Below are 26846 nucleotides of genomic sequence, written 5' to 3' on the forward strand. Positions count from 1 at the left end.
CAATTGTTTCTGACTCCCCAACAAAACTTTTTTCATACCGGACGGATTGATCCCCATCAGTCCGTCCCTCCTCCCTAAAATTACAGTTATTCTGTTTTATAGTACTCGGCACAAAGAAAGCGTCGGCTCACTAATACATGAGTCGACGCTTTCTTAATATCAAATATCTTATTCACCACTTCCGGATATCTGCTCGCTCGGGTCAGTTGACTCCGGTACCGCCAAAGATTCATCTGTGGAAGTATCCGGTGTCGGAACATTTGAAGATGCATCTGTAGCATCCGGTGTGCCTGTGTTTTCAGGAGCGACCGGAGCCTGCGAATTTCCATCACCTGCCGCAGAATCTCCATCGTCAGTATTATCAGTATTTCCTTCTTCTGATTTATCCTTATTTTTCAAATAGTCTTTGGCCTGACTTGGTTGTATGCCGCCATAGACTATAACCGCTTCACCCTTTTCTACATGCTCGAATATGACTGCAGCAGCATCAGGTGGAAGATTAATACATCCATGTGATCCGTTAGTAACATAAATATCAGAGCCAAAAGATGATCTCCAACTTGCATCATGGAGTCCAACATTACCATAAAAAGGCATCCAATATTTTACATCAGATGAATAGTTCTGTCCTGTAAGAGTTGCATCTCTTTCTTTATAAGTGATTCCAAAAGTACCTGTTGGCGTCACTCTGTCATTGGTAGCCTTACCAGATACGCAGTCAGTATCTATTACCAGGGATCCATTCTCATATACATAAACATGCTGATGATCAAGATCCACTTCAACATAACTAGTACCATAATCCTGAGAGCCGTACTGAGCTGCCGTTCCGAAATAAACCGGTGTCATATCGCATATACTTGTAGACTCGATTGCAGTCACAAGTTCGCTCAAAGTCGTATCCCTATCCATCCACCAGCCGTAATCACCGCCGGATACAGTAATAGTCTGGCCGAGAGATGTTGTAAATGTCCTGTCACGCCCGAAGGTATCATATGTCCTTCCCAGCGTATTAACAAACTCATTGACCTTATCTGTATCAAGCGTTGTTGTTGTACCATCATAGCTGATCCAGTCTTTGATATAATTGCCATCAACTGTGATCACATCATCACCAAACGTATATGTGATCTTGGCTGAAGCATACTTATTAAGACTCTGACATTCGTCTGTAAGAGCTTTATTGTCAGACAAGATCTTGGGTTCTTCATAGACTCCGGCCTTGTCAAGCGACAATGTCATCTGCATAGTAGACAGCGCTTCTACAACAGCCTCATAAAAGGCATCTCTATCTGCCTTGCTGCCATAATCTTCCGGAACTATAGTATATTCAGCCAGAGTTTCATCGAATACAAGCTGAGCATCTACCGGTGATATCATGTTCTCTTCTTTGAAAAAAGACATACTGTTTATTTTTGATTTAAGCAGCTCTTCATCAAAAGAAGCCATATCTTCATTGGTAAATGATCGGTGGGAAAGGACATAAACCGGCCATTTAAGACCATTCACAAATCCCAGATTGTCATTAAGACTTTCGTTAAAATCAGGCTTCCAGGAGATATCACTTGCTGTAATCTTCTCATCAAGACCACTTCTTCCAACAATATCAAGAACATAGCTCGATGCCTTTGAATCAACAAGATCTCTAACCTGGCTGATAGTCATCCAGGAAATATCCTGACCATTAAGTTTGGATCCGGGACAGAAATGAAATGAGAAAAATGTAGCTGCCCCTAAATAAATAGCTGCCACAGTCGTAGCAGCTATAATAAGAATCAGATTTTTTTTCTTCACGCTTCCCCCTCAATAAGACATAGCCCTCTTATCTGAGCATTAATCTGGCAACATCATATGCTATATCAGGAATAAAAAGATATGCAGATACTATAATCTGAGCTGTTAATGTTATATACATATTTTTGGTTTTAAGATATACAAGTACTATCGGAATAGCAACTACTGCATACGAAAGGATTCCGTAGAATCCATGAGCATAAAACAAACCTCTTACAAAAAGACCTGCTATAGCCAGAACAAATAGCGCAATCTTATTCTTGCCTGATAAAAGTCCCTTACATATAAGAAGGTTCTCAGCAAGCGGCAGAATAATGATCATAGTAATAGCATAAAAAACTACTCCTATATAGTTCTCCTTCTGCCAGATCTGTATAATGCCTGAGTTCTGTCCTACAAACATGGTCCAGAGCATGTATTTCTTGAGCTGATCAGCTCCAATCAAAAGAGCCACAGAAACAGCTGTCCATACCCAGAACTGCCATCCGCTTATAAAATTTCTTCCATACTTTTTTATGGAAAAGCCCTTGTGAAACAGAATTATGAGTCCTGCGCCAAGCGCAAAGAACATAAATATATCCGGCTTTGTAACAACTTCAGTAAGTACAGTAAAACCTACTATAAGAGCTACTGCTACGATCCACTTGACTATTGTAAGCTTATTTATCTTATGAACAGCCTTGGAAGAAGTACGAGTTCTCTTCTTAACCGCTGTCCTACTAGCATATACTGTTGTATCCATATCTGAAAACCTCTTGTAATTATCCACAAAATTCGCACGAGTCCTTAATAATAATATACCAATAAAGCTTTACAATCAATGTAAAATGTCATAACTTACAGTTATGAAACTCTGTTTTTTTGGTTATTGCGCACAAAAGCGAAGATGTAATTTTAATTTATTGTAACTAAAAAGATATATTTTGGTATTAAATCAGACAACAAAATTCGGTCTGAACCCATTTTACGATACCACGAATTCAGACCGAATACAAGTTTTTGCCATATATACTTAATCTATAAATTAATAGGAATTAGCTCTCCTATTGTATTGACTTGCTTTCCTTGATTTTCTGACTTTGCTCTTTTTTTTCATGAAGCGCAGTTTGAACCTATGAGCTCTGAAACTGACGATCTTCTTATTTTTCTCAGTTTCTTTCTCTACTATTTTGTTCTCTATACTATAGTTAAGACAACATACAAAGATTCCGACAATAACCAGAAAAATACCGGCAAAAATCACTTCCATGCGAATCATCCCTTTCGAATATCTAATACCAGTAACAACTTTTGTATAGATTACATCGACTGAAAAAGGGATTTTCTTAAGATAATACATGGGATATTATTCAGTATATTTTCGATTTTGTATTTTTTTATTTTTTATGCTTGACTTTTCCAACCCTTTATGTATAATAGCATAAGTGGATTGATACACGGGTTTTTCACAGGGTAATAAGGTATTTAGCAATGAGTATTTCAAAGAGCAACAAACAGATACATTCAATTGATGTTCTTAATAAGATTTACCATCAAGAATATGAGCTCAAAGATACCGAGAACGGTTATCGGATGATCCCTAGATCCAAGCGTTATACATTTAATGCAGAATCTAAAAAGAAAACATATTCATCATCTGCTAATGTCAATCTGATATAATTGTTATATCTCGATTTTCATTATATATTCAATGGGCTATCGCCAAGCGGTAAGGCAACGGACTCTGACTCCGTCACTTCGCAGGTTCGAATCCTGCTAGCCCAGTTTCCTCTATTTATTTTAATCAAATAGTTTTGAATCTCCCATCCTGCAGAGTAATGCTCTGCAGGATATTATATTGTCCCAATTTGTTTTTCTTACAGGAACCATTGCTCTATCCTGAATAGTAACGTAAGGATAGAATTCATACATTCCTTCTTTGATCTTTGCATCTGAAATGCCTGTGATCTGAGCAAAACGATGAATATATCTCTCCTCTTCCTTGGTATAAGCAAATACAAAAATACCTGAACTCACATAATCGAATGCACTTCTAAGTCTGAGATCCTTACGAGGTTTATGATGCGGAACCGCTTTGAAAAATCTCTCATCATATGCTTCATCAAATCCGCTGGGAAGTGGTTTATCAGGAAGAAAAGAAGCTCCAGCCCTTCCAGGTACTTCATCAAGCATTCTGGCACAATGCTCCTCTACAAAACGATAAAAAAGCTCTATATAAGGAGAATCGCATCCAAGTCCTACAAAATAATAATTGTTCTGGCGAGCGTTATATAAGACTGCATTACCTGTTGTTGTAACTCCACCATCTGCATGATGAAGAACAATACGAAGGTTATCTGCAACAGAAGACTGATTATTATCCTCCCCGGGATGTTCTATCATGTATGAAAGCGCATCGAGAATGGCCTCAAGATTTCTTTTCTTTCTGACACCACTACGACTCTTTACTCCCACACTTTCTATACCGATCTGTACAGCTCCGTTCCCATCTGAATATGCAGCAAGTACAAATCCATTATCAACAATAACTGATCCTGAACTGGCAGTAATCAATTCTATATAACTTTTCACTTTTTTCTCACCCTCTGCTTCTCTTAAGTGGAAGCATCCCCTCTTTTATGGCTAGTCATAAATCACATAGCCTTAACTACTACATAATGTATCACATTATGCACAAAAAAGATAGACTTTTTTTATCCTTTTTGTTTATTATTATTAATCATTCAATCAGTAATAATCTCCCCTAACCGAAAAAACCACTTATTATCACATAATGTCTGCGTATGCATATATTCCATATGTCATATCGCTGGCATCAATCGGTTGAACAATATATGTACCTGTATCATCGCCATCCTTACTTATACGATAAAATCTTCCTTCCTGATTCTTGACTTCTTCCTGTATCACCGCAATTCCGTCCTCGAACTCACACCAAAGGTCAAAGGTATTCTCTCCGCTATATCCAATTCCTATGAACTCGACATCACCTGTCCATACGCCATTTTTGACTGTGCCTTTGATATATGTATGATCATCTGTAGCACTATCTCTGATAACTTCCATCTGTCCATTGGGCATATCATCCTTCCATTGACCATATGCTGCATAACATTCTATCGTTCCGTGGATAAAATCACTTACATCACTTGCGATAATGCAGCCAAATCCGCTCCTTATGCTGTCTTCAAAATCGCCTACATATACATAACATCTATCTTCGCTATCCAGATAAAAACCGACTTTACCATACATAGTCTCACATATTATAGGGAATTCCAATCCAAGCTCATTTGCATCTTCTATTTGATCATTAATCAAAAAGTCTCTCATATACTCCGAAGCTTCCATGTACTCTTCGTCCATGACATATCTTCCGAGTTCTTCAGATATAAAATACAATTTGGACATAGCTGACCCAAAGGCCGCTTCCTCATTATCCGGGTCATCCTGCAGTACCAGTTCATACCTTGTAGCTGCGGTCATATAATCCTTTTCTTCATACAACTTGTTAGCAAGTTCCAGCATGTCCACAGGTTCAGGATCAGTTTTTTTATTATCTCTTATTATCATTACAGCAAGAAAAGCCAGGCTGACGGCCAAAAGGCCGCCAAATATGCCTAGCATGATCTTTAGAATCCTATTTGATTTTTTCTTTTTTAGATCCGAATCCGGATCTGCACTTATATTCCACTCTTTTTGTGGCAACACGCGTCCACAAAAATAGCAATACAATGCGTTATCATCATTCTCAACTCCGCAGTTAGGACACTTCATGATCACCATATCCTCTCTTTGCCTTTATCATTCTGTCCGCCTTCACTTCCATAAGTGTAGTTGTCCCAGTATTCCTGACTTTCTTTATTCTTTTGAGACTGTTTCTGGTCATCTTCTCTTTCCTGTCTTGCGTCTTGTTCTTTTTCTTTCATTTTTTCTTTGATGTCATCTTCGCGATCATCATCTACATCGTCAGGCTTAGAATTATTGTTATTCTGGTCCTGTTTATTATCCTGATTTTGTTTATCATCAGAGTTTTTCTGTTCATTCTGCTTGTCCTGATCCTGCTGATTCTGGTCTTGATCCTTATTCTGCTGCTTTTCTTCATCGATCTTTTTCTGGATCTCTTCCTTCATCTTTTCAAGCTCTTCGATCTTATCATCGATATCTTTTTTCAGAGTCTCAGCCTCTTTGCTATGGCCATTATCATCCTCTGCCCCAGCACAGTTTTTCTCAGTAAGGATCACTCTGTCAGCCTTGAGCTGATCTATAACACCGTCTATCTTTTTTATAAGAGCTTCTTTATCAACTTCTTCATCGTTTTTGAATGCCTCATATCCTGTATCTACTGTATTAAAGTCAATCTGCATGATCTTTGTCATTGTGAGATTGATGCGTACAGAACACTCTTTCTGTTTTGGAAGTTCGAACTCAAGACATTTTTCGTAATAGATCTGAGCTTTGGAATAATCTTTATTCTTATAATTGGCATTACCAAGATTATAGTTCATAACATAGGCATCATATGGAAGCATCTCCAGAACCTTCTGTTCCATATTCATGTAACGATCCCTGTCTTCCATATCTTCCATCAAGATATAATATTTCCCTGAATCAACCATTTTTGCAAACACATGGTTTAATCCGACTCTGCCAAAAACTATTACAGCCAGAATCGCAATGACAAATGCCGCAGCCAAAAAGCCAAACTTTACCTTTTTCATTAAAAACCTCACATTTACCTATTCAAGGTCACTTTCTGAACATCATAAGTTCTGATACAAGCAGTATCATAAGAATTGGAAGAACATAATAATATGTGTCCTCTTTGTTCTCAACGTCATCTCTTAATTCTGCCTCATAAGTAGCATCTTCTATGACATGATCTACTATATCTTCCAGATCATCAACATCCTCCATATGGACATACTCCAATCCCACTTTAGATGCAATGCTCTCAAGGCTTTCTTCTCCTATACATGAAACTGCAAGATCACCGGTTTCAGGATCATATATATCATTGCCATCGCCGTCTTTCATGGTAGTTCCATCTTCAGAACCTACGCCAACTATAGCTCCTCCGTCAACGAGGCCTATAAGCCTTGCATAAGATGCATAACTATTTTCTGATGACTCATCATCTTGTTCATCTCCGGACTCATCATCTTTAGAGTCATCCTTACCAGACTCTTTTGAACTATCGAAGGTTTCTTCTCCGTCAGAGAAAAAGAATACAATTGTCTCTCTGTTCTCATATTTATCCTTCATATGAGTTAGTATCCTGCTCATCTCATCTACAGGGCTGTTCATATCACTACCCTTAGCAACATACATGCTGGGCTCATAGATATATTCAAGTGCATCTGTTATAGACTCCCTATCAGGAGTAAGCGGTATCTTGACCTTTGCTTCATGATCAAAAGTGATCAGTGCAAAAGAGCTGCCATTGAACTCATCCATTATATAGTTACAAGCCTCTATCGCTCCATCCATACGAGAGTTATCACCGTCATAATCCTCAGCCCACATACTGATCGTAGAATCCATGACAAAAAGAACATTAAGACTTGGAACCTTAACAGTTGCCTGGCTTGAAGGTAACATGATTCTCAAATTGATAACATATATACAAATACATATAAGCACTGTAACAACTGTTTCTATAACCTTTTTGAACATTCCGGCATGAGACCTTACAGTCCCGATAAAAAGTCCTATAAAAACCAAAACTATTACAGGTATTATAACTATTAAAGGAAATATAGGATTGGTAATCAACATGCACCTCCTGCTCTTGCTAAAGCCAGTGCAAGAATTCCAACTACCACAAATATAAAAGGTGTTTTGGGCATATCATAAGTTCTCGTCTCTTTTATTTCATCAACCTGCATAGCTTCATGCGACTGTATCTCACTGACTATACCTTTTGTATCAAAATCATCATCAGCTATATAAAATGCTCCACCAGTCTTGACGGAAGAATCTTCAAGTTCTTCACTTAGCTCATCAAAGTCATAACCATAGTTCATTTCATTAAACTTGTCCTCAGGCGGGAAGACACTGAATAGTACTACATCATTTTTTGCACATAGATCTGCTGCTTCAGGAAGTCTTACAAAAGGCTTCTTGAATGCATTTTCTGCATTATCTGTTACCAGAAGGATTATTCTGGTCCTCTCAGAGTCTTCAAGTGAAGGAAAATCATATAAGCAGGTTGCCAGACCTTCACCAATAAGTGAACTTCCAAGATTATCACTGTTCACAACGGTTCCCGCTTCAAAATCCAGAAGCCAATCTATAAGATCATAGAACTCTTCTTCCTCTTCATCTGTAATATCATCATAATATTTTTCATACAATTCATAATATCTTTTCTGATTGATGAAGTACTGTTCAAGCTCATCAAGCTTTTCACAGGCGAACTCTTTGTCATCTGTAAGCGGCATATAAAGGACTGATGAAGTATTAAAAATAGAAATACCTATTCTATCTCCATCAAGCCCCTTTACAACAGTCTTAAGATTCTCTACAAAGTCATAATTAAGAGCATACAGTGAATATGAAACATCCAGACACAGGAATATATCTCGTCTCTGAACACCTGTTGTTACTTCCTCAGTATATGAAGGTCTTCCGACAAGATATGCCGAAGACACTATACTAAGTGAAATGCCAAGGATTCCTATAACATTAAGCACCTTGTGAATAAGACTTCTGATCCTGTAGCTTTTCATGCTACCTACCATCCACATTGCGCCATAGCCCATATATTTGCTCATTTCATCTTTAGAAAGAGCTTTTCTTTTCTTATATTCTCTAAATCCAAGTATCCCGGCAATCACAAGTGCTGCACCTATCGCGACACAAATTGCCAGCTCTTTATTTCTAAGTACTATCTCCATGCTGCCACCAGTTTTTTAGCATCTCGTAAGAAATTAGCTGCATCCTTTGCTGAATATTTTGAAAACTCTGCGCCGTACAGGCATCCGATGAGTTTTGTAAGGTCTTTACTGTTCCACTTATTCATTTCGGTAAGTGTACTACAATCCATCTCTTTGCCAGTAGCATATGTAAGAAATTCTCTTACTGTGATACTGATAATCGTACTAGTCTCTCTGACTCCGATTTCTTTTCTCTTGTATCTCACATCAAGATCATTAAGTCTTGTCAGAGTCTCAATACGTTTTTTCTCTATCATCTCATTCGTCTTGTTGGGAGCATTCTTAACAACTGCTGCCACAGGCTTTTCTATCCTTATCAGGCAGAAAGTCACAAAACATATTGCTGCTGCCATCGCCAGGGATATGAGCACGATATAGAGATATTTGTCATCAAAAAAGGCATTCTGAAGAGAAATTGAAAATTCCATTAGCCCACTCCTCTATTTAATACTTTAATTATAGATTCTGTAATATCCTGAGTACTTCTGACTATATCATAAGAAGCACCACAGGCGCGCAGATTTCTCATTGCTTTGGTCAAAAGAGCAGCCTTCTTGTCGCTGATCTCATTGGCCATTCTGGAAGAATATGACAGATACTCTGAGACAGCAACGCCTGTCTGTGCATTATATATATGGCTGCTTCCCCAGTCTGCGTCTTCCATAAGAAGCACGTACAAGTCTCTGACTGAGCATATACTCCTTATAAGCCTGTCATCAAGAGTAAGGACTCCGTACAAGTCTGTTATCAAAAAAAGTGACACGCTCCTCATAGGAGTTGATGTGATACGTCTAAGCTGCATGTTGAATTCATCAGAAAGTAAAGCTTTCTTTCTTCCTGCAAGCTTTACGCTCATACTGTAGCATCCTTCAAGACGTCTTAAGGAAGCCTCCAAAAAACCGGGGCCACACGAATATCTCTCCTGCCGTCCTGCTTCCATGCTTCCCAGGATCTGGTATTCCGCTCCTGCCCTTGTGCACATGTAAGCTGCACTTGCTGCAGTAATGATACCTGCAGCAGTCTTAGAATGTCCATCCGGCATAGCACCCAGCATGTTCTTGCCAGTATCCACTACAAACATGAATCTTCTTTTCTTATCTGCAACATAGTTTCTGACAAGAATCTCTCCTGTTCTGGATGAAGATTTCCAGTCAATATCACGAAGGTTGTCACCTGCGACATATTCCCGCAGATCCTCAAGCTCCATACTCCTTCCTCTGAAAACAGATCTAAAAGCTCCGTCTGAACGTCCCACTGTCTTAGAGAACCCGTTAAAATGTATTTGAGCTGACGGCAGATTAAGCGCCTCGTAATCCGGACGAAGTCTTAATGTACCGGTATTATGCTTTTTCCCCATCATATGGTTTTATTCCTTTCACGGAGTTCTGATGGCTCTAACGATACCATCAACGATCATATCCTCATTGATTCCATCTGCTGCTGCCAGATAGCGAAGAGATATACGATGTCTCAAAACCTGTCTTGAGATGCTCTTAATATCATCAGGAGTCACAAAAAGTCTTCCCTGCATAAGCGCAAGTGCCTTACCCATCTTAAGAAAAGCAATAGTTGCCCTAGGGCTGGCTCCAAGACTCACATAACCCTTGAGATTATTGGGAAGGTACTGATCCGCGCATCTTGTTGCAGCAACAATAGCTGCAATGTAGTTCTTAACTGTAGGATCACAATAAATAGATGCCACGATTTTCTGAAGTCTGGCAATCTCTTCAATAGTAAGAACTGCAGGCAGCTTCTCCTGTTTTACATTATTATCTATAGCTTCCATCATATTAAGGATAGAAACCTCTTCCTGAATAGACGGATAGGAAATCTTCTCTTTTATAAGAAAACGGTCAGCCTGTGCCTCTGATAAAGGATATGTACCTTCCTGTTCAATAGGGTTCTGTGTTGCAATTACAAAGAAAGTATCTTTAGGCATATGATAAGAGTTACCACCTATAGTAACCTGCTTCTCCTGCATGGCCTCAAGCATTGCACTTTGAGTTTTTGCACTTGATCTGTTGATCTCATCAAGAAGTACTATATTAGCAAATACCGGTCCAAGGACTGTTTCAAACTTACCGGAATCCTGCCTGTATATCTGTGTACCAACTATATCACCTGGCAAAAGATCCGGTGTACACTGTATCCTTGAAAATTTACCACCGACCGCATCTGCCAAAGCTCTTGCTGCTGTAGTCTTAGCAAGCCCCGGAACTGACTCTACAAGTACATGCCCATTACCAAGAAGTGCTGCTATCATTGATCTTTCCAGGAGCTTTTGTCCTACAACATTCTGCTCAAAATATCTTGAAAGTTTACCTATAGCCTGCTGTGACCAGGCAAAATCCTCATTACTTATCTGAACATTCATTATCTCACCTCAATATATTATTTTGATAATTATAATTTAACACTGTTTTATAGAATATCACATAATTCTGATAAAACGTCATAAATATAGGATGAAATGCAAATTCTCTTGACATTTGGTTGTTTCCTTAAAATAATTAATATCGTCACTAAATTTCTTCTTTATTTTTATAGAAAATATGTTATACTTTATATCGGCACTTTAAAGCGCCAAAGTACAAAAGTATTTAGTGGTAAATGCTTGTCTTTTACCACCTTTGAAAGGAGCACCATGTCATTCGAATACATTCAGAAGGTTCCTACACCTCAGGAGATACAGGAAGAATTCCCTGTTGCAGCATCACTTAAAGAGATCAAAAAAGAAAGAGATAAGGCCATTGCAGACGTTTTTACAGGAAAAAGCGATAAATTCCTGGTTATAGTCGGACCATGTTCTGCTGACAATGAAGAAGCTGTTATCGATTATGTATCACGCCTTGCAAAAGTCAACGACAAAGTCAAGGATAAACTTATCATTATTCCAAGAATCTATACCAATAAGCCACGTACTACAGGTGAAGGCTATAAAGGCATCACATCACAGCCTGATCCTGAAGGAAAGCCAGATTTCAGACAGGGTCTTATAGCCATGAGACATATGCACATACGTGCGATCGAAGAATCCGGCCTTACATCTGCTGATGAGATGCTCTACCCTGAAAACTGGGGTTATGTAGAAGATATTCTTTCCTACGTAGCTATAGGAGCCCGTTCTGTAGAAGATCAGCAGCACCGAATGACAGCAAGCGGATTCGATGTTCCTGCCGGAATGAAAAATCCCACAAGCGGATATCTTACTGTCATGCTCAATTCAATATACGCAGCCCAGCATCCTCATTCATTCCTGTACAGGGGCTATGAAGTCACAACATCCGGTAACCCCCTTGCACACTGCGTACTGCGCGGATCTCAGAACAAGAACGGACGTAATATACCTAACTACCATTATGAGGATCTTAGTCTTGTTAACCAGCTCTACAAAGAGCACGACATCCAAAACCCTGCAGTTATCGTTGATTCCAACCATAATAACTCAGGCAAGAAGTACCGTGAACAGGTAAGGATTGTCAAGGAAGTGCTTCACAGCCGCCAGCACTCTGACGAAATTCATAAACTTGTAAAGGGTGTAATGATAGAAAGTTACATTGAAGAAGGTGCTCAGAAGATTGGAGAAGGCATCTACGGCAAGTCTATTACCGATCCATGTCTTGGATGGGATGCTACAGAAAGACTCCTTTATGATATTGCTGAACTTAGCTGATATAATTTTTATACATTAAGAACGATCAACCTAGACGATGTTATATCCTCAAAGACATTTCATGGGAACGCATTTATAGGCATATAGATGATAAATTTTGCCACGTACCCACGAAAAAAGTCTTTATGGATACAACATCGTTTTATTATGTAATCGTATTTAGGCTTATAGTCATTACTTATTCCGGTTAGTATAGGTCTAACAGTACTGCTTACCTTGGCTGAGTTCTTTGATATATCTCTCTTATATAATTATGTTTATTGTCAGCATAGCGCTGCGTAGAAGCTATATCTGTATGTCCCAGCATTTCCTGCACCACCTGTATATCAGCGCCATTTTCAATCATATGAGAAGCAAATGTATGCCTTATGGAAAAAGGTGTTATATCTGCCTTTATTCCAGCCATCTTCCCGTATTTCTTGATCATCTTCCACACACCTTGCCTGCTCATGGCTTTGCCACCAGTTGCTGACAAAAAAAGAATCCCCTCATCAACGGTATCTCCAAGAAGGTTCAACCTTCCCCCTTTTAGATAATCCATGATAGCGCTTCTTGCATGCTGTCCAAAAGGAACTATTCTGTCTTGACCAAAGTTTTTAAAATCAATACAGTTTAGTCTAAATTCTATATCATCAATCCGCAATCTTGTAATCTCACTTGCACGTATACCAGTAGCGAAAAGAAGTTCAAGCATAGCTTTATCTCTTTTTCCCTTAGGAGTATTAATATCCGGCTGTTCCAAAAGCATAGCTATCTCACGTTCAGTAAGAATTTTAGGAAGAGACTTTTCTATGTGGGGCGCTTTAAGTCCTTCTGTAATATCATTTTCAAGCTCTCCGCTCTCAACCATAAAGTGCCAGAATGACCGAATTGTAGAGATATGTCTTGATATAGTGGTGTCAGCCATAAGCTTCTCATTCATGCTTCTTACATATGAATAAAGCTGGTCCTCAGTAACCTCCGACCAGCTGTTTATACTCTCTTTGCGCATAAAAAATAAAAGGCGCATAAGATCCCGCCTATATGATACCAGCGAATTTTCTTTGGCTTCTTTGACAAAGCTTAAATACCTTATAAATTCGTCAATGGCTTCTTCCATGGATTTCACCTGTTATGATAGCTCATGGCAGTTTTAAAAAGCGGCAATTAAGATAAAAGATTACCCACTACCCGTAAGGAGCAGTGGGATCTTCATATATTTATTATATAATTTTAAAACAATAATTCAATAAGCTTAATTCATAGTTGAAAGGAGCTTTTCAGCACTAACATATTTTACACAAAGTGTAAAAAGAGTTGCTGCTGTCTTAAGATCTGCAAGTGATGGATATGTCGGAGCAATACGGATGTTGCTATCTGTAGGATCCTTGTGATATGGATATGTTGATCCTGCGCCTGTCAGCTTAACGCCTGCCTTCTTGCAATAGGCAACAATACTCTTAGCACATCCAGGCAAAGAATCAAAGCTAATGAAATATCCTCCCTTGGGATTGGTCCACTGTCCTATTCCAAGGCCGCCAAGATTCTCTTCGAATATATTCTCAACTGCTTCAAATTTAGGTCTTAAGATGTCAGCCTGCTTCTTCATATGCTCTACCATACCATGAATATCCTTAAAATATCTGACATGACGAAGCTGATTAACCTTGTCGTGACCTATTGTCTGGAAGTTCATCTGCTTGACTATATCCTCCATATTATTAGGGCTTGTAGCCATTGCAGCAATTCCTGATCCGGGGAAAGTGATCTTGGATGTAGAAGCGAATTTGTATACAAGATCCGGATTACCAGCCTTCTTGCATTCTGCAAGGATCTCGATAAGATAATCCTGTTCCTTGTCATACAGGTGATGTATACCATAAGCATTGTCCCAGTAGATTCTAAAGTCATGTGCTGCAGGCTTAAGATTAGCAAATCGTCTTACAGTAACATCAGAATATGAATAGCCCTGAGGATTAGAATACTTCGGAACACACCAGATACCCTTAATGCTTTCATCTTCAGAAACAAGCTTCTCGATCATATCCATATCAGGTCCCTCAGGTGACATCGGAACCGTGATCATCTCGATACCAAAATACTCTGTTATCGCAAAATGTCTGTCATATCCGGGAGCAGGACAAAGCCACTTAACCTTGTCAAGCTTGCACCAAGGAGTATTGCCCATAACTCCGTGTGTGAAAGAACGGCTGATACAATCATACATAACATTAAGAGAAGAATTACCGAAAATGATGATATTATCAGGATTGTTCTCCATCATATCTGAAAGAAGCTCCTTAGCTTCATCAATACCTGTAAGAACACCATAATTACGACAATCTGTGCCATCTTCGCAGGCAAGATCAGAATCAGAACTAAGAACATCCATCATTCCCATGGAAAGATCAAGCTGCTCTTTGCAAGGCTTACCGCGACTCATATCAAGAGTCATCTCCATAGCCTGATATCTCTCATACTCCTTTTTCAATGAAACGAGCTCCTGTTTAAGCTCATCCTTGGACATCTCTGTGTACTTCTTTACATTATTCTTTGAACTCATTGCCTTTATTTCTCCACCTTCCAAATATTATCATAGGCAGTTTATTGCCTGTTAATACTTTATATACCTTGTATACCTTTAATTCCCGTAATGCTCTTAATTGCAATTAACAAAAGACTCAATTTCCACCTGACTCTTCAATAGCCTCTTCAATAGCATCAAATACAGGGAGCTCATCAAATGTAGCAAAATAATCTCTCATAGTCTGAGCTCTTCTGATGCATTTTACGCTTCCGTCTTCTTTGAGCAAAAGCTCACTGCTCCATAAACGGCCGTTATAATTGTAACCCATCGCAAAACCATGAGCACCTGCATCATGAATATAGAGAAGATCACCCATATCAATCTTAGGAAGTTTTCTGTCTATAGCAAACTTGTCATTATTCTCACAAAGAGAACCTGTAACATCATATGTATGATCACAAGGCTCATTCTCTTTGCCAAGGACTGTTATGTGATGATAAGAGCCATACATAGCAGGACGCATAAGATTGGCTGCACATGCATCAACTCCTATATACTCTTTGTATATATGTTTCTCATGGATTGCTCTTGTTACAAGGCTTCCATAAGGTCCCATCATGAATCTTCCCATTTCTGTAAATATGGCTACATCAGAAAGACCTGCAGGAACCATGATCTCGTCAAACTTTTTATGAACACCTTCTCCGATGACAGCAATATCGTTTGGAGTCTGATCCGGAGTATAAGGAATACCTACTCCGCCTGAAAGATTGATAAACTTAATGTCTGCTCCGGTAGCTTTCTTTAGCCTTATTGCAAGCTCAAAAAGCTGGCCTGCAAGCTGTGGATAATACTCATTGGTTACTGTGTTACTAGCCAGGAAAGCGTGAATTCCAAAATGCTTGACACCTCTTTCCATCATTCTGGTAAACGCAGTAGCCATCTGCTCTTCACTCATTCCGTACTTGGAATCTCCGGGATTGTCCATGATCCCATTACTCATCTTGAATACTCCACCCGGATTAAATCTACAGCACATTGTCTCCTGAAAAGGAATGTTATTGTCTATAAAATAGTCAACATGTGTAAGATCATCAAGATTAATGATAGAACCAAGCTCATCAGCATAGAAAAACTCTTCTAAAGGAGTATCATTGGAGGAAAACATAATGTCCTTCCCCTTGGCCCCAACAGCTTTTGATAGTACAAGTTCTGCCATGGATGAACAATCAAAACCACATCCTTCTTCAAACAGGATCTTAAGGATCTCAGGATTGGGAGTTGCCTTGACTGCAAAATATTCACGGAAACCTTTATTCCATGAAAATGCCTTGTTAACCGCACGGGCATTCTCTCTTATAGCCTTTTCATCATAAATATAAAAAGGGGTTGGGTACTCTTTTGCAATTGCTTCTGCCTGTTCTTTGCTGATAAAAGCTCTTTTCATATTACAATTTATGCCTTTCTTTTTGTGTAATTGTATCTTTGTATACAATTTGAACGTTTACTCTAGTAAAAGTACCATAAATCATGCCACTTGTACAGAGTTTAAAATAAGTTTTTTAAATTGGTTAAAATCGCAGTGGGCTTAGTCTATCCCAGCTTCCTGCTTTTAGATATCAGCTTTATCAGGAATCTGCCAGTCAATAGGAGCAATGCCGTTTTTTTCCAAAAACTCATTACACTTACTAAAATGCCTACAGCCAAAAAATCCCCTGTATGCTGACAATGGGCTTGGATGTGGAGCTTTTAAAATAAGATGCTTGGGATTGTCCAGCATTTGTGCCTTCTTCTGAGCAGGGCTTCCCCATAACATGTAGACGATAGGTCTGTCTTCTTTATTAACAGCCCTTATGATCGCATCTGTGAAGTTCTCCCACCCTTTACCTTTATGAGAAAAAGCCTGATGAGCTCTAACAGTAAGAAGCGTGTTCAAAAGAAGCACTCCCTGCTCGGCCCAATGAACAAGATATCCGTTATCCGGGATCTTACATCCAAGATCATCATGAAGCTCTTTATAGATATTCACAAGTGACGGCGGAATATCAACCTCCGGTCTCACCGAGAAGCATAGGCCATGAGCCTGTCCCGGTTCGTGATATGGATCCTGGCCCAATATGACAACCTTTATATCTTTAAGATCTGTCAGATGAAGAGCATTAAATATGTCTTCAGATGGCGGATATACAACGTGCGAACTGTATTCCTCTTTTATAAATTTGTATAAATTGGCATAGTATGGTTTTCTGAACTCTTCTTTAAGAGCATCAGCCCATTTTCCTTCAATTGCTCCCATTTTATCCTCTTTAACGCATATCGATAATCATATCAATGATCGTTTATTCCTCTTTAAGTCTATATTTCTATAATTCTATATTTATATAATTCTATATTTATATATTTGATTAGAAAATGTAACATTTTCAAAATATTACCTTTTATAATCTCACAGGAACGCCCTTACTTCTTAAGTATTCCTTGACTTCCAGAATCTCCAGTTCCTTGTAATGAAACAACGATGCCGCAAGTGCTGCATCTGCGCCGCCCTTGGTAAGTGCCTCGTAGAAATGTTCTTTAGTGCCGGCTCCGCCGGATGCTATAACCGGAATTCCAACCTGATCAGCGATTGCCCTTGTCAGTTCTATATCATAACCGGCTTTAGTTCCATCTCCATCCATGCTGGTAAGAAGTATCTCGCCCGCTCCGAGTTCATATGCTTTCCTTGCCCACTCTACCGCATCAAGCCCGGTATCAATACGACCACCGTTTTTGAACACGTTCCATCCTGATCCGTCTTCTCTTTTTCTTGCATCTATTGCTACTACTACGCACTGACTTCCAAATTTGTCAGCGCCTTCTGATATGAGCTCAGGTCTGTTTATGGCGGCAGAGTTGACTGCACACTTATCAGCACCTTCTCTTAATATAGCTTTCATGTCATCGACAGTTCGAATTCCACCGCCAACTGTAAACGGGATAAAAACTCGCTCAGCAACTTTTCTGACCATATCCACAACAGTCTGCCTGGCATCAGATGTAGCAGTAATATCCAAAAAAACAAGCTCATCGGCACCTGCTTTGCTGTAAGCTTCTCCTACAGAAACCGGATCGCCTGCATCTCTAAGCTCTACAAAATTAATTCCTTTAACAACTCTTCCGTCTTTAACATCAAGACAAGGTATTATTCTTTTAGTAAGCATTTTTAACCTCATGTCGCGAGTGAAACGAGTGACTAATGGTTCAAATTGGTGTTGCTCGCGACACCAATTTGGGTTTGAAAGTGGAACACTTTCAAACTTATACCTCCAGAAAATTCTTCAAAATCTGCATTCCTACTTCTGAGCTTTTCTCCGGATGAAACTGACATGCAAATACATTGTTTTTTTCTACAGAAGCTTCTACGCACACGCCGTAATCAGTAGTTGCTGTTACTATAGTCTTGTCCATAGCATCAAGATAATATGAATGAACAAAATACACGTAAGAATGTTCCGGAATATTCTTAAAAAGACGTCCCTGCCTGGGAAAAGAAAGATCATTCCATCCAATCTGCGGAACTTTAAGACCATGTACCTGCGGGATTTTCTTGATTGTTCCACGAAAAATACCCAGGCCGTCAACTCCCTCCGATTCTTCACTTGAATCGAACATGAGTTGCTGGCCCAGGCATATTCCTAAAAAGGGGATGTCAGACGATACAGTCTTTTTGATAACATCCACAAGTCCGTATTCATTTAATCTGCCCATGGCATCGCCAAAAGCACCAACACCAGGTAACACAACATGATCAGCTCTGGCTATTTCCTTCTCATCTCGTGTTGTAACTACATCTGTTCCAAGAAACTTAAATGCCTTTTCAACGCTCTTTATATTACCGGCATCATAATCCAATATAGCGACCAAAAAACTCTCCTCCCTTTTTGCATATACAATAGCTACTCAGGCGCTGCTCTAAGGCCACATATTATCTGAAGCTGCTTGGTATAATCAACTTCCTCTTCTATGATGATGAGTTCCTTAACATCATCAATTGAAAGGCCATATTCAGTTTCTAGCGCCGATTGTATATTATAGTACGCTATATTGACTTCAGTTTCAACTAAAGAATCAGGTGTAGCACCGGGGTTATATTCAAGTTCCAGTTCTTTTAGTCTCTCATTGTCCTCCAGGATCTCTTCATACTGTTCAACGCCTTTTACAAGTGCGTTCAAAGCTTCGACATTCAGTCCTATAGAAGCAAATACTTCATACTGCTTGTAATAGTGCCTCATCTGGGCTATATATCTTGCTTTCCAATACAGGATCTGATCATCTTCAGAGAGTTTTCCTGCCCTGTATAAGCTGTAATAATCTCTGTATGCACCTTCATAATCACCGTTAAGAAAGGCCATCTGCGCTTCTTCATGAATAGCCTTCTCTGGAACAGTGTATGCCGGAAGTGCACATAATATTCCAATAGGTATAACCAAAAGAAATGCAAGTATGAATTTCCTTGGCGGAATAGGCTTAGGCGGCGGCCCCTCCGGAACCTTCGGTTTCTTTTCTTTCTTGGGTTTCGGCTCCTTTGGCGGCTTTGGCTTTTTTTCTTTCTTCTTTGCAGGCTTCTTCTCTTTCTTTGGCTTTGGCTCTTTTTCCTTCTTTTCCTTCTTTTTCTTCTTGTCGCCTTCTATTTCATTGAGAACAGCCTGATTCTCATCTGTCAGTGATGCAAGCTCGTTATTCTCTACATTGCCGCTTCCATCTTCTTCATCATCTTCTTTGAAAAGTGCTGCAAGTATCTTGGCAAAAAATCCTTTCTTTTCGCCGTCATCTTCCTTGCCTTTCTTTTCTTTTGCAGGTTTCTTGCTGCCTTTTTTGCCTTTAGAAGACTTCTTCTCAAGTTCGATGTCATCAAGCTCATCATTGGAAACAGCAGACTCCTCATCTTCTGATTCTTCACCTGATGCACCGCCTTCAGAAAGCGACATAAGATCATCTCCGTCGTCATCAAGATTTAGATCTTCTCCGCCCTCTACCGGCTCTTCAAGGCTTAATTCATCACCCTCAGAAGAAGGCTCTTCTATATTCAGCTCATCTTTTGGTACTTCTGATGGCTCTTCTATATTAAGTTCGTCAGATGCGCCTTCGCCAGAATCACCACTTGCCCCTTCATTCTCAAGAAGATCCATGTCGTCACTTCCAAGCGAATCCATCAAGGAGTCAAGGTCTTCTGACGCTTCATCTGACTCATCATTAGAAGCGTCTTGAGTAGCTTCAGAAGCAGATGCTTCTTCTGTAGCATCACCTTGCGACGATTCTTCTGATGATGCAGCTTCTTCTACTCTATTTTCATCTTTACTTTCTTCCGAATTACTATCTTCAGAGTTACTGTCATCAGAATTATTCTCTTCTTCAGCAGCACCTTCTGCCGATTCACCGCTTTCATCTGCAGCAGGTGTTTCTTCCTGAATATCATCTAATGACAGTTCATCAACACCGGCATCTTCCGATGATTCTTCTGCTTCATTAGCACTATCTGCAGTATCATCTGAAGTTCCACTGACTTCTTCTGCACTACTGTCTCCGGCAGCATCATCTCCTCCACCGGCTGCAGCAAACATAGCTTCTATTTCTTCAGGACTAAGTGCCCTGTTAGGATCATCATCTGCCGGCTGCATAGATTTTAAAATATCGTCCGGAGAAGGAGTATCATCATCTCCCTTACCTGCATCCTCTGAAGGTGTCTGTTCCGGCTCAGGCTCCGGTTCACTATCCCCGCCTCCGGCCGCAGCAAACATAGCCGCTATCTCTTCAGGAGACAGCTTCTTGTTAGGATCATCCCCGGGATCAGGTGCTGCAGGTGCCGGTTCTGGCTCAGGCTCCGGTTCATTGTCTCCGCCTCCGGCCGCAGCAAACATAGCCGCTATCTCTTCAGGAGACAACTTCTTGTTGGGATCATCCCCTGGACCAGGTGCTGCAGGTGCCGGTTCTGGCTCTGGCTCAGGCTCCGGTTCACTGTCTCCGCCTCCGGCCGCAGCAAACATAGCCGCTATCTCTTCAGGAGATAACTGCTTGTTGGGATCATCTGATGCAGTTGGCACTTCAGGTACATTGTTATCAGCCACGTTTGCACCTTTCTCCAATTCAGGAGTATCTGATTCGTTGATATCTATTGATAAGTCTTCCTGTTTTATTTCCTTATCAGCTGTTATAGATTCTACTTGTTCAGGCTCATTAACATCTTTTATCGGAACTTCCTGTGAAGTTTCTTCTGTAGCTACTACAGAGTCTGCTATTTCAGGCTCATTAACATCTTTTACCGGAATTTCCTGCAAAGCTTCTTCTGTAGCTTCGACAGGTTCTTCCTGTTCAGACTCGTTATCATCAGAATTTAGATCATCTTGTGCAAGTCCACTGTTAGCATCAGGATCCTCCAACCTATGCATAGCCTCTTCAGCTTGAGCTATAGCCTTATCAAGATCCTGCTCTTCTTCATCATCATCAAAAAAATCAGGTGATTCATCTCCAACTGTATAATGCGGTATACCTTCACTAGCAGCTTCAGCAGCCTTATAACTTCTAGCTACCTGAGCAAGTTCAGGGTCAATTATCTCTCCACTATCAACTTTACTGAGAAGATTATTGATTTCTTTCAGGTCTTCATTGTCTACATCGATCTCGTTTTGTGCATCAGAAGATGCGACGGGCACTTTGCCTGCCAATCTTGATAATGAATCAATTTCATTTGTCTTATCGATCGATGCCATAATGTCCTCATACTTGTTTTATGTAATCCATCGAATTACCTTGTACAGATACCGCCTTCTTACTAATTTGCTCAGTCAGCTGATACAATTTTTCATGTACACGAATCATATAAGCTTTATTATTGATATATGCTATCTTTTCAAAAGGGAATCGAATAACAGTCGGATATTCCAGCCCTACTCCAAGTTCCAGAATCAGTAGATCCTCCGACAAAGTCCCTGATAGCCATCTTTGATAATTGTTCCATTGCGCAAGATAAGCACTCTCATTGTACTGTGCCTTGCTCCATTCACGCCTTTTCTGATTGAATATGAGCTCATCATTGCCATATATTACTCTTTTTATTTCGGAGAGTTCCCCATTATTTTTTAGTGCTTTGTCAATTTGTTGCATCAGCTGTGCGAAATCTTCCGATTCTTCTACCGAGATGAGTTCGCCGTCTCTACTTTGCTTCTGCTGCAGATATTCAATATTACCGCATGGAAAAACCATCCTTGAAGAATCAAAAAGATTATCTTTATTACTAAAATCATATATAGTTGAAACGATAAAATAATCTTTATCCTTAATAAGATCTGCGAGCTTAGTAAAAGCCCTGGTCCTTGAATCATCATGATTTTTCATATAATGGTACTGAATAAAGGGAATAAGCCATTCGTGATCAAGACAAGCCTTTTCCAGAAGATTTTTATAATCTATATCATTTGAAATGTTTTTATAATCATAAAACCATTCTTCTCCAAGTCCTATAAGAACCTTCTTTGTCTGACTAAGTGCAGGTACAAGTATATTATCCATAATAACCTCGTTATAAATTTTTATTATTTATTAAATAGTAAAAAAACTTGAAGATTATATCCAAGCATAATTCCTATTTTAATGCATAAGTATTATAAAACAATGACTTTTATGGCTGCAACAGCATTAATAACTGACTTCGCACTTGGACGGTGCAGTATCACCCAAGTGCGAAGTTTGAATTAATACATAAAAACTCCCTTCATAGGATACGAAGTAGTCATCCTACCTGCACCTGTAAAGGGAGTTTATAAGCTTTATATATTGTCAGCCTTCTGTATCCTGAACCTGTACAAGTTCATCAATCACGGATACAAGGTTACCAATCTCAGGCTTTGATAGCTGTCTGTCAGCACCAAGAGCTTCACCTTTTCTTCTCATTTCCTCATTAACCAGTGATGAGAAGATGATAAGAGGAATATCCTTAGTTGCTTCATCTGTCTTAACAAGTTTAGTAAGACGATGACCATCCATGATAGGCATTTCTACATCAGTAATTATACATTTAACCTGATCAAGCTTTTCTCTCTTCTTAAGCTCCTGAATATAATCATATGCAAGCTTACCATTTTCAAAATGTCTTACATTAGAATATCCAGCCTTGTTAAGAGCATCAACAATGAGCTTATTAAGAAGCTGTGAGTCTTCTGCAAGGACAATCGGTACATCTGTCCTTGTTCTTGGACCGATATCCTTTATCTGATCCATATTAAGACCAGTATTAGGATTAATATCAGATACAATCTTTTCAAAATCAAGGATGATGATAAGACGATCTTCAAATTTTATGATACCTGTGGAAATACTTTGTTCAGCTGTGGATATAGTAGCATTGGGCTTGATTATATCAGCCCAGGACACACGATGAATACCAATAACGGAATCAACATGGAATGCAATATCGAGCTTATTGAAATTAGTAACTATAAAAAGTCCGCCGGGTTTCGATGTTCCTCTTTGAAGACAATTGCGAAGATCGATTGCAGTGATCATCATATCACGTGGCATAAATATGCCTTCGATACTAGGATGTGCATTAGGAACAGGCGTTACTTCCTGATAAGTAATTATTTCTTTTATCTTAGCAACGTTTATTCCATAACAGTGATCGTCAATTTTAAATTCCAAAACCTCCAGCTCATTAGTACCGTTTTCCAACAGAATTTTACTTTCCATCTTATCACCTCGCAATGAAATAAATAATGGCTCACTTATTATATCGGCTTAGAGCCTGGTAACTTAAGGTTTAAAATAAATATTTTTTGACAGTATTGCATAAGAGATATCGGATGATACTGGTAAATATATTAGTAGTATATTTTGTACCAATAAAAAAGCTCCATGCAATGCATAGAGCCTTGATCATTCCTTCAAAACCGAACACTGAATCTCCAAACTTTTCTTGACTTTTTGGTTAAGTCCTCGACCTATTAGTACACATCAGCTGAGAATGTTACCACTCTTACACCTTGTGCCTATCAACCTCGTACTCTCCAAGGGGTCTTACCACTTGCGTGGGGATATCTCATCTTGAGGGGGGCTTCACGCTTAGATGCCTTCAGCGTTTATCCCTGCCAGACTTGGCTACCCTGCCTTATGCGATTGCCTTCGCAGCAGATACACCAGCGGTCCGTCCATCCCGGTCCTCTCGTACTAAGGACAGCTCCTCTCAGATATCCTACGCCCGCGCCGGATAGGGACCGAACTGTCTCACGACGTTCTGAACCCAGCTCGCGTACCACTTTAATGGGCGAACAGCCCAACCCTTGGGACCTGCTACAGCCCCAGGATGTGATGAGCCGACATCGAGGTGCCAAACCACTCCGTCGATGTGAACTCTTGGGAGTGATAAGCCTGTTATCCCCAGGGTAGCTTTTATCCGTTGAGCGATGGCAATCCCACGTTCTGCCACCGGATCACTAAGTCCTACTTTCGTACCTGTTCCACCCGTCGGTGTCACAGTCAGGCTCCCTTATGCCTTTGCACTCTTCGGATGGTTTCCGTCCATCCTGAAGGAACCTTTGAGCGCCTCCGATACTCTTTCGGAGGCGACCGCCCCAGTCAAACTCCCCGCCAGACATTGTCCCCGGACCGGTTTCACGGTCCATGGTTAGAAATCCAGTACGGTAAGGGTGGTATCCCAACAGCGGCTCCTTTGCAGCTGACGCCACAATCTCTTAGCCTCCCACCTATCCTGTACATACAATACCGGATCCCAGTATCAAGCTGGAGTAAAGCTCCATGGGGTCTTTCCGTCCTGGCGCGGGTAGCCAGCATCTTCACTGGCACTTCAATTTCACCGGATGCATTGCCGAGACAGTACTCAAATCATTACGCCTTTCGTGCGGGTCGGAACTTACCCGACAAGGAATTTCGCTACCTTAGGACCGTTATAGTTACGGCCGCCGTTTACTGGGGCTTAAATTCAAAGCTTCGATTGCTCTAACCTCTCCTCTTAACCTTCCAGCACCGGGCAGGCGTCAGCCCATATACTTCACCTTTCGGTTTCGCATAGACCTGTGTTTTTGCTAAACAGTTGCTTGAGCCTCTTCTCTGCGGCCCTCATATACTCATACATGAGGGCTACCCTTATCCCGAAGTTACGGGTACATTTTGCCGAGTTCCTTAGCAATGCTTCTTCCGTCGGCCTTAGGATTCTCTCCTCATCCACCTGTGTCGGTTTACGGTACGGGCAGATATCACACTATAGCGGCTTTTCTCGACAGGTCCTCCGGACACTTCACTACTTTATTTCGCTCCGCATCACACAGCTCGATCCTGAAAGGGGTTTTCTCCCTTTCCTCTTGCCATGCTTGCCCCGGGCTGCTCTCCCGGGCTGTCCTTATTACCTGTGTCCCCACAGTTCTGATGATATCTGGTGCAGGAATATCAACCTGCTGTCCATCGGCTACGCCTTTCGGCCTCGTCTTAGGTCCCGACTTCCCCAGGGCAGATCAGCTTTACCCTGGAATCCTTGGATATTCGGCCTGAGGGATTCTCACCCTCATCTCGCTACTCATTCCGGCATTCTCTCTTCATAACGCTCCGCTGCTCCTTATCGGTACAGTTTCTACGCTCTTATGAATGCTCCCCTACCGATCACTTATACCCGTAGATACAAGCAATCCCTAGGCTTCGGTGTCGTGTTTTAGCCCCGGTAATTTTCGGCGCAGGACCTCTCGGCTAGTGAGCTATTACGCACTCTTTGAATGGGTGGCTGCTTCTGAGCCAACATCCTAGCTGTCTATGAAATCCCACATCCTTTTCCACTTAACACGTACTTTGGGACCTTAGCCGTAGATCTGGGCTGTTTCCCTTTTGACTGCCCAACTTATCTCGTGCAGTCTGACTCCTGTGCTTAACCTGACTGGCATTCGCAGTTTGATAATCTTTGGTAAGCGGTGAAGCCCCGCGGATATTCAGTGCTCTACCTCCAACAGGCACGCTACAAGGCTAGCCCTAAAGCTATTTCGGGGAGAACCAGCTATCTCCGAGTTCGATTGGAATTTCTCCCCTATCCACAGCTCATCGCCACCCTTTTCAACGGATGTGCGTTCGGACCTCCACAGCCTTTTACGGCCGCTTCATCCTGTCCATGGATAGATCACCCGGTTTCGGGTCTATGTATACTGACTATTCGCACTATTCACACTTGGTTTCCCTTCGGCTTACGTGTCTTAAACACTTAACCTTGCCGGTATACATAACTCGCCGGACCGTTCTACAAAAAGTACGCGATCACTCGTATATAGAGCTTTCGCAGCTTGCAGGCACAGGGTTTCAGGTTCTCTTTCACTCCCCTCCCGGGGTCCTTTTCACCTTTCCCTCACGGTACTATGCGCTATCGGTCACTAAGTAGTATTTAGCCTTACGGGGTGGTCCCCGCTCTTTCAGACAAGGTTTCACGTGTCTCGTCCTACTCTGGATTCTGCCTCGTCTCTTCCACTTTCACATACACGGCTTTCACGTTCTCTGGCAGGTCTTTCCAGGACCTTTCTGTTAGCAGATTTGAATCGATCATGCAGTCCGAACCCCGGAAAGCAAGCTCTCCGGTTTGGGCTCTTCCGCGTTCGCTCGCCGCTACTTACGGAATCACTTTTGTTTTCTCTTCCTCCGGCTACTTAGATGTTTCAGTTCACCGGGTTCCCGGCCTTAACCTATGGATTCAGTTAAGGTCAACCAGGGTCTCCCTGGTTAGGTTGCCCCATTCAGATATCTGCGGATCTTGAAGTATTTGCCTCTCCCGCAGCTTTTCGCAGCTTATCACGTCTTTCATCGGCTCTTAGTGCCAAGGCATCCGCCCTGCGCCCTACATAACTTAACCTGTTATGCAGGAATCAGTCCTGATCTTTCGATCATCTGGATTCTCTTCTTATCTTTCTCACAGCGA

Annotated in this window: 22 protein-coding genes, 1 tRNA gene and 1 rRNA gene; 3 read left to right on the top strand and 21 right to left on the bottom strand. The window is 40.7% G+C overall.

The annotated features are described in order from the left end of the window. Nucleotides 1-168: 168 nt before the first annotated feature. The 3 genes from I7804_RS13355 to I7804_RS13365 all read right to left on the bottom strand — a co-directional run bounded on the left by I7804_RS13355 (nucleotide 169) and on the right by I7804_RS13365 (nucleotide 3043). On the bottom strand, nucleotides 169-1794 hold the full coding sequence (locus I7804_RS13355) for a L,D-transpeptidase family protein (RefSeq protein WP_248403847.1): 1626 nt from the start codon (nucleotides 1792-1794) through the stop codon (nucleotides 169-171). A 28-nt stretch (nucleotides 1795-1822) separates the two neighbouring features. Further along, a complete protein-coding gene (locus tag I7804_RS13360) occupies nucleotides 1823-2536 on the bottom strand; it encodes a hypothetical protein (protein ID WP_248403848.1) in 714 nt (237 codons plus the stop codon). 282 nt (nucleotides 2537-2818) lie between these two features. Further along, on the bottom strand, nucleotides 2819-3043 hold the full coding sequence (locus tag I7804_RS13365; protein WP_027206973.1) for a hypothetical protein: 225 nt from the start codon (nucleotides 3041-3043) through the stop codon (nucleotides 2819-2821). Between the two features lie 221 nt (nucleotides 3044-3264). On the opposite strand from I7804_RS13365, the gene I7804_RS13370 reads away from it, so the two are divergent. Next, on the top strand, nucleotides 3265-3453 hold the full coding sequence (locus I7804_RS13370; RefSeq protein WP_022757872.1) for a hypothetical protein: 189 nt from the start codon (nucleotides 3265-3267) through the stop codon (nucleotides 3451-3453). Nucleotides 3454-3485: 32 nt separating this feature from the next. Next, nucleotides 3486-3558, top strand: a tRNA-Gln gene (locus tag I7804_RS13375). Nucleotides 3559-3573: 15 nt separating this feature from the next. Here the strand turns inward: I7804_RS13375 and I7804_RS13380 are convergent. From I7804_RS13380 to I7804_RS13415, 8 genes are all read right to left on the bottom strand, one after another. Continuing rightward, on the bottom strand, nucleotides 3574-4365 hold the full coding sequence (locus I7804_RS13380) for a hypothetical protein (RefSeq protein ID WP_248403849.1): 792 nt from the start codon (nucleotides 4363-4365) through the stop codon (nucleotides 3574-3576). 195 nt (nucleotides 4366-4560) lie between these two features. After that, complete coding sequence (locus I7804_RS13385; RefSeq protein WP_248403850.1) at nucleotides 4561-5571, bottom strand: zinc ribbon domain-containing protein; 1011 nt, start codon at nucleotides 5569-5571, stop codon at nucleotides 4561-4563. A gap of 2 nt (nucleotides 5572-5573) precedes the next feature. After that, nucleotides 5574-6515, bottom strand: a complete 942-nt coding sequence (locus I7804_RS13390) for a tetratricopeptide repeat protein (RefSeq protein WP_248403851.1) — start codon at nucleotides 6513-6515, stop codon at nucleotides 5574-5576. 28 nt (nucleotides 6516-6543) lie between these two features. Continuing rightward, nucleotides 6544-7572, bottom strand: coding sequence for a vWA domain-containing protein (locus tag I7804_RS13395; RefSeq protein WP_248403852.1), 1029 nt, complete (start codon nucleotides 7570-7572; stop codon nucleotides 6544-6546). Then, entirely contained in the window at nucleotides 7566-8693 is a 1128-nt protein-coding gene (locus tag I7804_RS13400) for a vWA domain-containing protein (protein ID WP_027206978.1), read from the bottom strand. Before I7804_RS13400 ends, I7804_RS13395 begins: the two co-directional genes overlap by 7 nt. Further along, nucleotides 8684-9160, bottom strand: coding sequence for a hypothetical protein (locus tag I7804_RS13405; RefSeq protein ID WP_022753926.1), 477 nt, complete (start codon nucleotides 9158-9160; stop codon nucleotides 8684-8686). The genes I7804_RS13400 and I7804_RS13405 overlap by 10 nt, the downstream gene beginning before the upstream one ends. Then, on the bottom strand, nucleotides 9160-10092 hold the full coding sequence (locus tag I7804_RS13410) for a DUF58 domain-containing protein (RefSeq protein WP_022757866.1): 933 nt from the start codon (nucleotides 10090-10092) through the stop codon (nucleotides 9160-9162). The genes I7804_RS13405 and I7804_RS13410 overlap by 1 nt, the downstream gene beginning before the upstream one ends. A gap of 15 nt (nucleotides 10093-10107) precedes the next feature. Further along, nucleotides 10108-11106, bottom strand: coding sequence for an AAA family ATPase (locus I7804_RS13415; RefSeq protein WP_248403853.1), 999 nt, complete (start codon nucleotides 11104-11106; stop codon nucleotides 10108-10110). Between the two features lie 270 nt (nucleotides 11107-11376). Here I7804_RS13415 and I7804_RS13420 point away from each other — a divergent pair, with 270 nt between their 5' ends. Beyond that, on the top strand, nucleotides 11377-12405 hold the full coding sequence (locus I7804_RS13420) for a 3-deoxy-7-phosphoheptulonate synthase (protein ID WP_022753923.1): 1029 nt from the start codon (nucleotides 11377-11379) through the stop codon (nucleotides 12403-12405). 211 nt (nucleotides 12406-12616) lie between these two features. On the opposite strand, the gene I7804_RS13425 is transcribed toward I7804_RS13420, so the two are convergent. The 10 genes from I7804_RS13425 to I7804_RS13470 form a co-directional block, all read right to left on the bottom strand. Continuing rightward, a complete protein-coding gene (locus I7804_RS13425) occupies nucleotides 12617-13504 on the bottom strand; it encodes a tyrosine-type recombinase/integrase (RefSeq protein WP_248403854.1) in 888 nt (295 codons plus the stop codon). Nucleotides 13505-13639: 135 nt separating this feature from the next. Next, a complete protein-coding gene (locus I7804_RS13430; RefSeq protein ID WP_022753921.1) occupies nucleotides 13640-14947 on the bottom strand; it encodes an aminotransferase class I/II-fold pyridoxal phosphate-dependent enzyme in 1308 nt (435 codons plus the stop codon). A 118-nt stretch (nucleotides 14948-15065) separates the two neighbouring features. Further along, entirely contained in the window at nucleotides 15066-16358 is a 1293-nt protein-coding gene (locus tag I7804_RS13435; RefSeq protein ID WP_248403855.1) for a diaminopimelate decarboxylase, read from the bottom strand. A 165-nt stretch (nucleotides 16359-16523) separates the two neighbouring features. Continuing rightward, nucleotides 16524-17207, bottom strand: a complete 684-nt coding sequence (gene ung, locus I7804_RS13440; RefSeq protein WP_027204845.1) for a uracil-DNA glycosylase — start codon at nucleotides 17205-17207, stop codon at nucleotides 16524-16526. A 142-nt stretch (nucleotides 17208-17349) separates the two neighbouring features. Next, the gene (hisF, locus tag I7804_RS13445) at nucleotides 17350-18111 is read right to left on the bottom strand and encodes an imidazole glycerol phosphate synthase subunit HisF (RefSeq protein WP_022753918.1); all 762 of its coding nucleotides are present in this window, start codon (nucleotides 18109-18111) and stop codon (nucleotides 17350-17352) included. A 97-nt stretch (nucleotides 18112-18208) separates the two neighbouring features. Continuing rightward, nucleotides 18209-18814, bottom strand: a complete 606-nt coding sequence (gene hisH, locus I7804_RS13450; RefSeq protein WP_248403856.1) for an imidazole glycerol phosphate synthase subunit HisH — start codon at nucleotides 18812-18814, stop codon at nucleotides 18209-18211. A gap of 32 nt (nucleotides 18815-18846) precedes the next feature. Then, nucleotides 18847-21657 carry a hypothetical protein gene (locus I7804_RS13455; RefSeq protein WP_248403857.1) on the bottom strand — a complete coding sequence of 937 codons (2811 nt, stop codon included), beginning with the start codon at nucleotides 21655-21657 and terminating at the stop codon, nucleotides 18847-18849. Nucleotides 21658-21664: 7 nt separating this feature from the next. Next, nucleotides 21665-22456: a hypothetical protein gene (locus tag I7804_RS13460; protein WP_051199560.1), complete on the bottom strand. Its 792-nt coding sequence runs from the start codon at nucleotides 22454-22456 to the stop codon at nucleotides 21665-21667. A 267-nt stretch (nucleotides 22457-22723) separates the two neighbouring features. Then, complete coding sequence (locus I7804_RS13465; protein WP_022756205.1) at nucleotides 22724-23632, bottom strand: chemotaxis protein; 909 nt, start codon at nucleotides 23630-23632, stop codon at nucleotides 22724-22726. A 234-nt stretch (nucleotides 23633-23866) separates the two neighbouring features. Beyond that, nucleotides 23867-26780: ribosomal RNA gene (locus I7804_RS13470) — 23S ribosomal RNA — on the bottom strand. Nucleotides 26781-26846 lie beyond the last annotated feature (66 nt).

The organism is Butyrivibrio fibrisolvens, assembly GCF_023206215.1.
Lineage (GTDB): Bacteria > Bacillota > Clostridia > Lachnospirales > Lachnospiraceae > Butyrivibrio > Butyrivibrio fibrisolvens_C.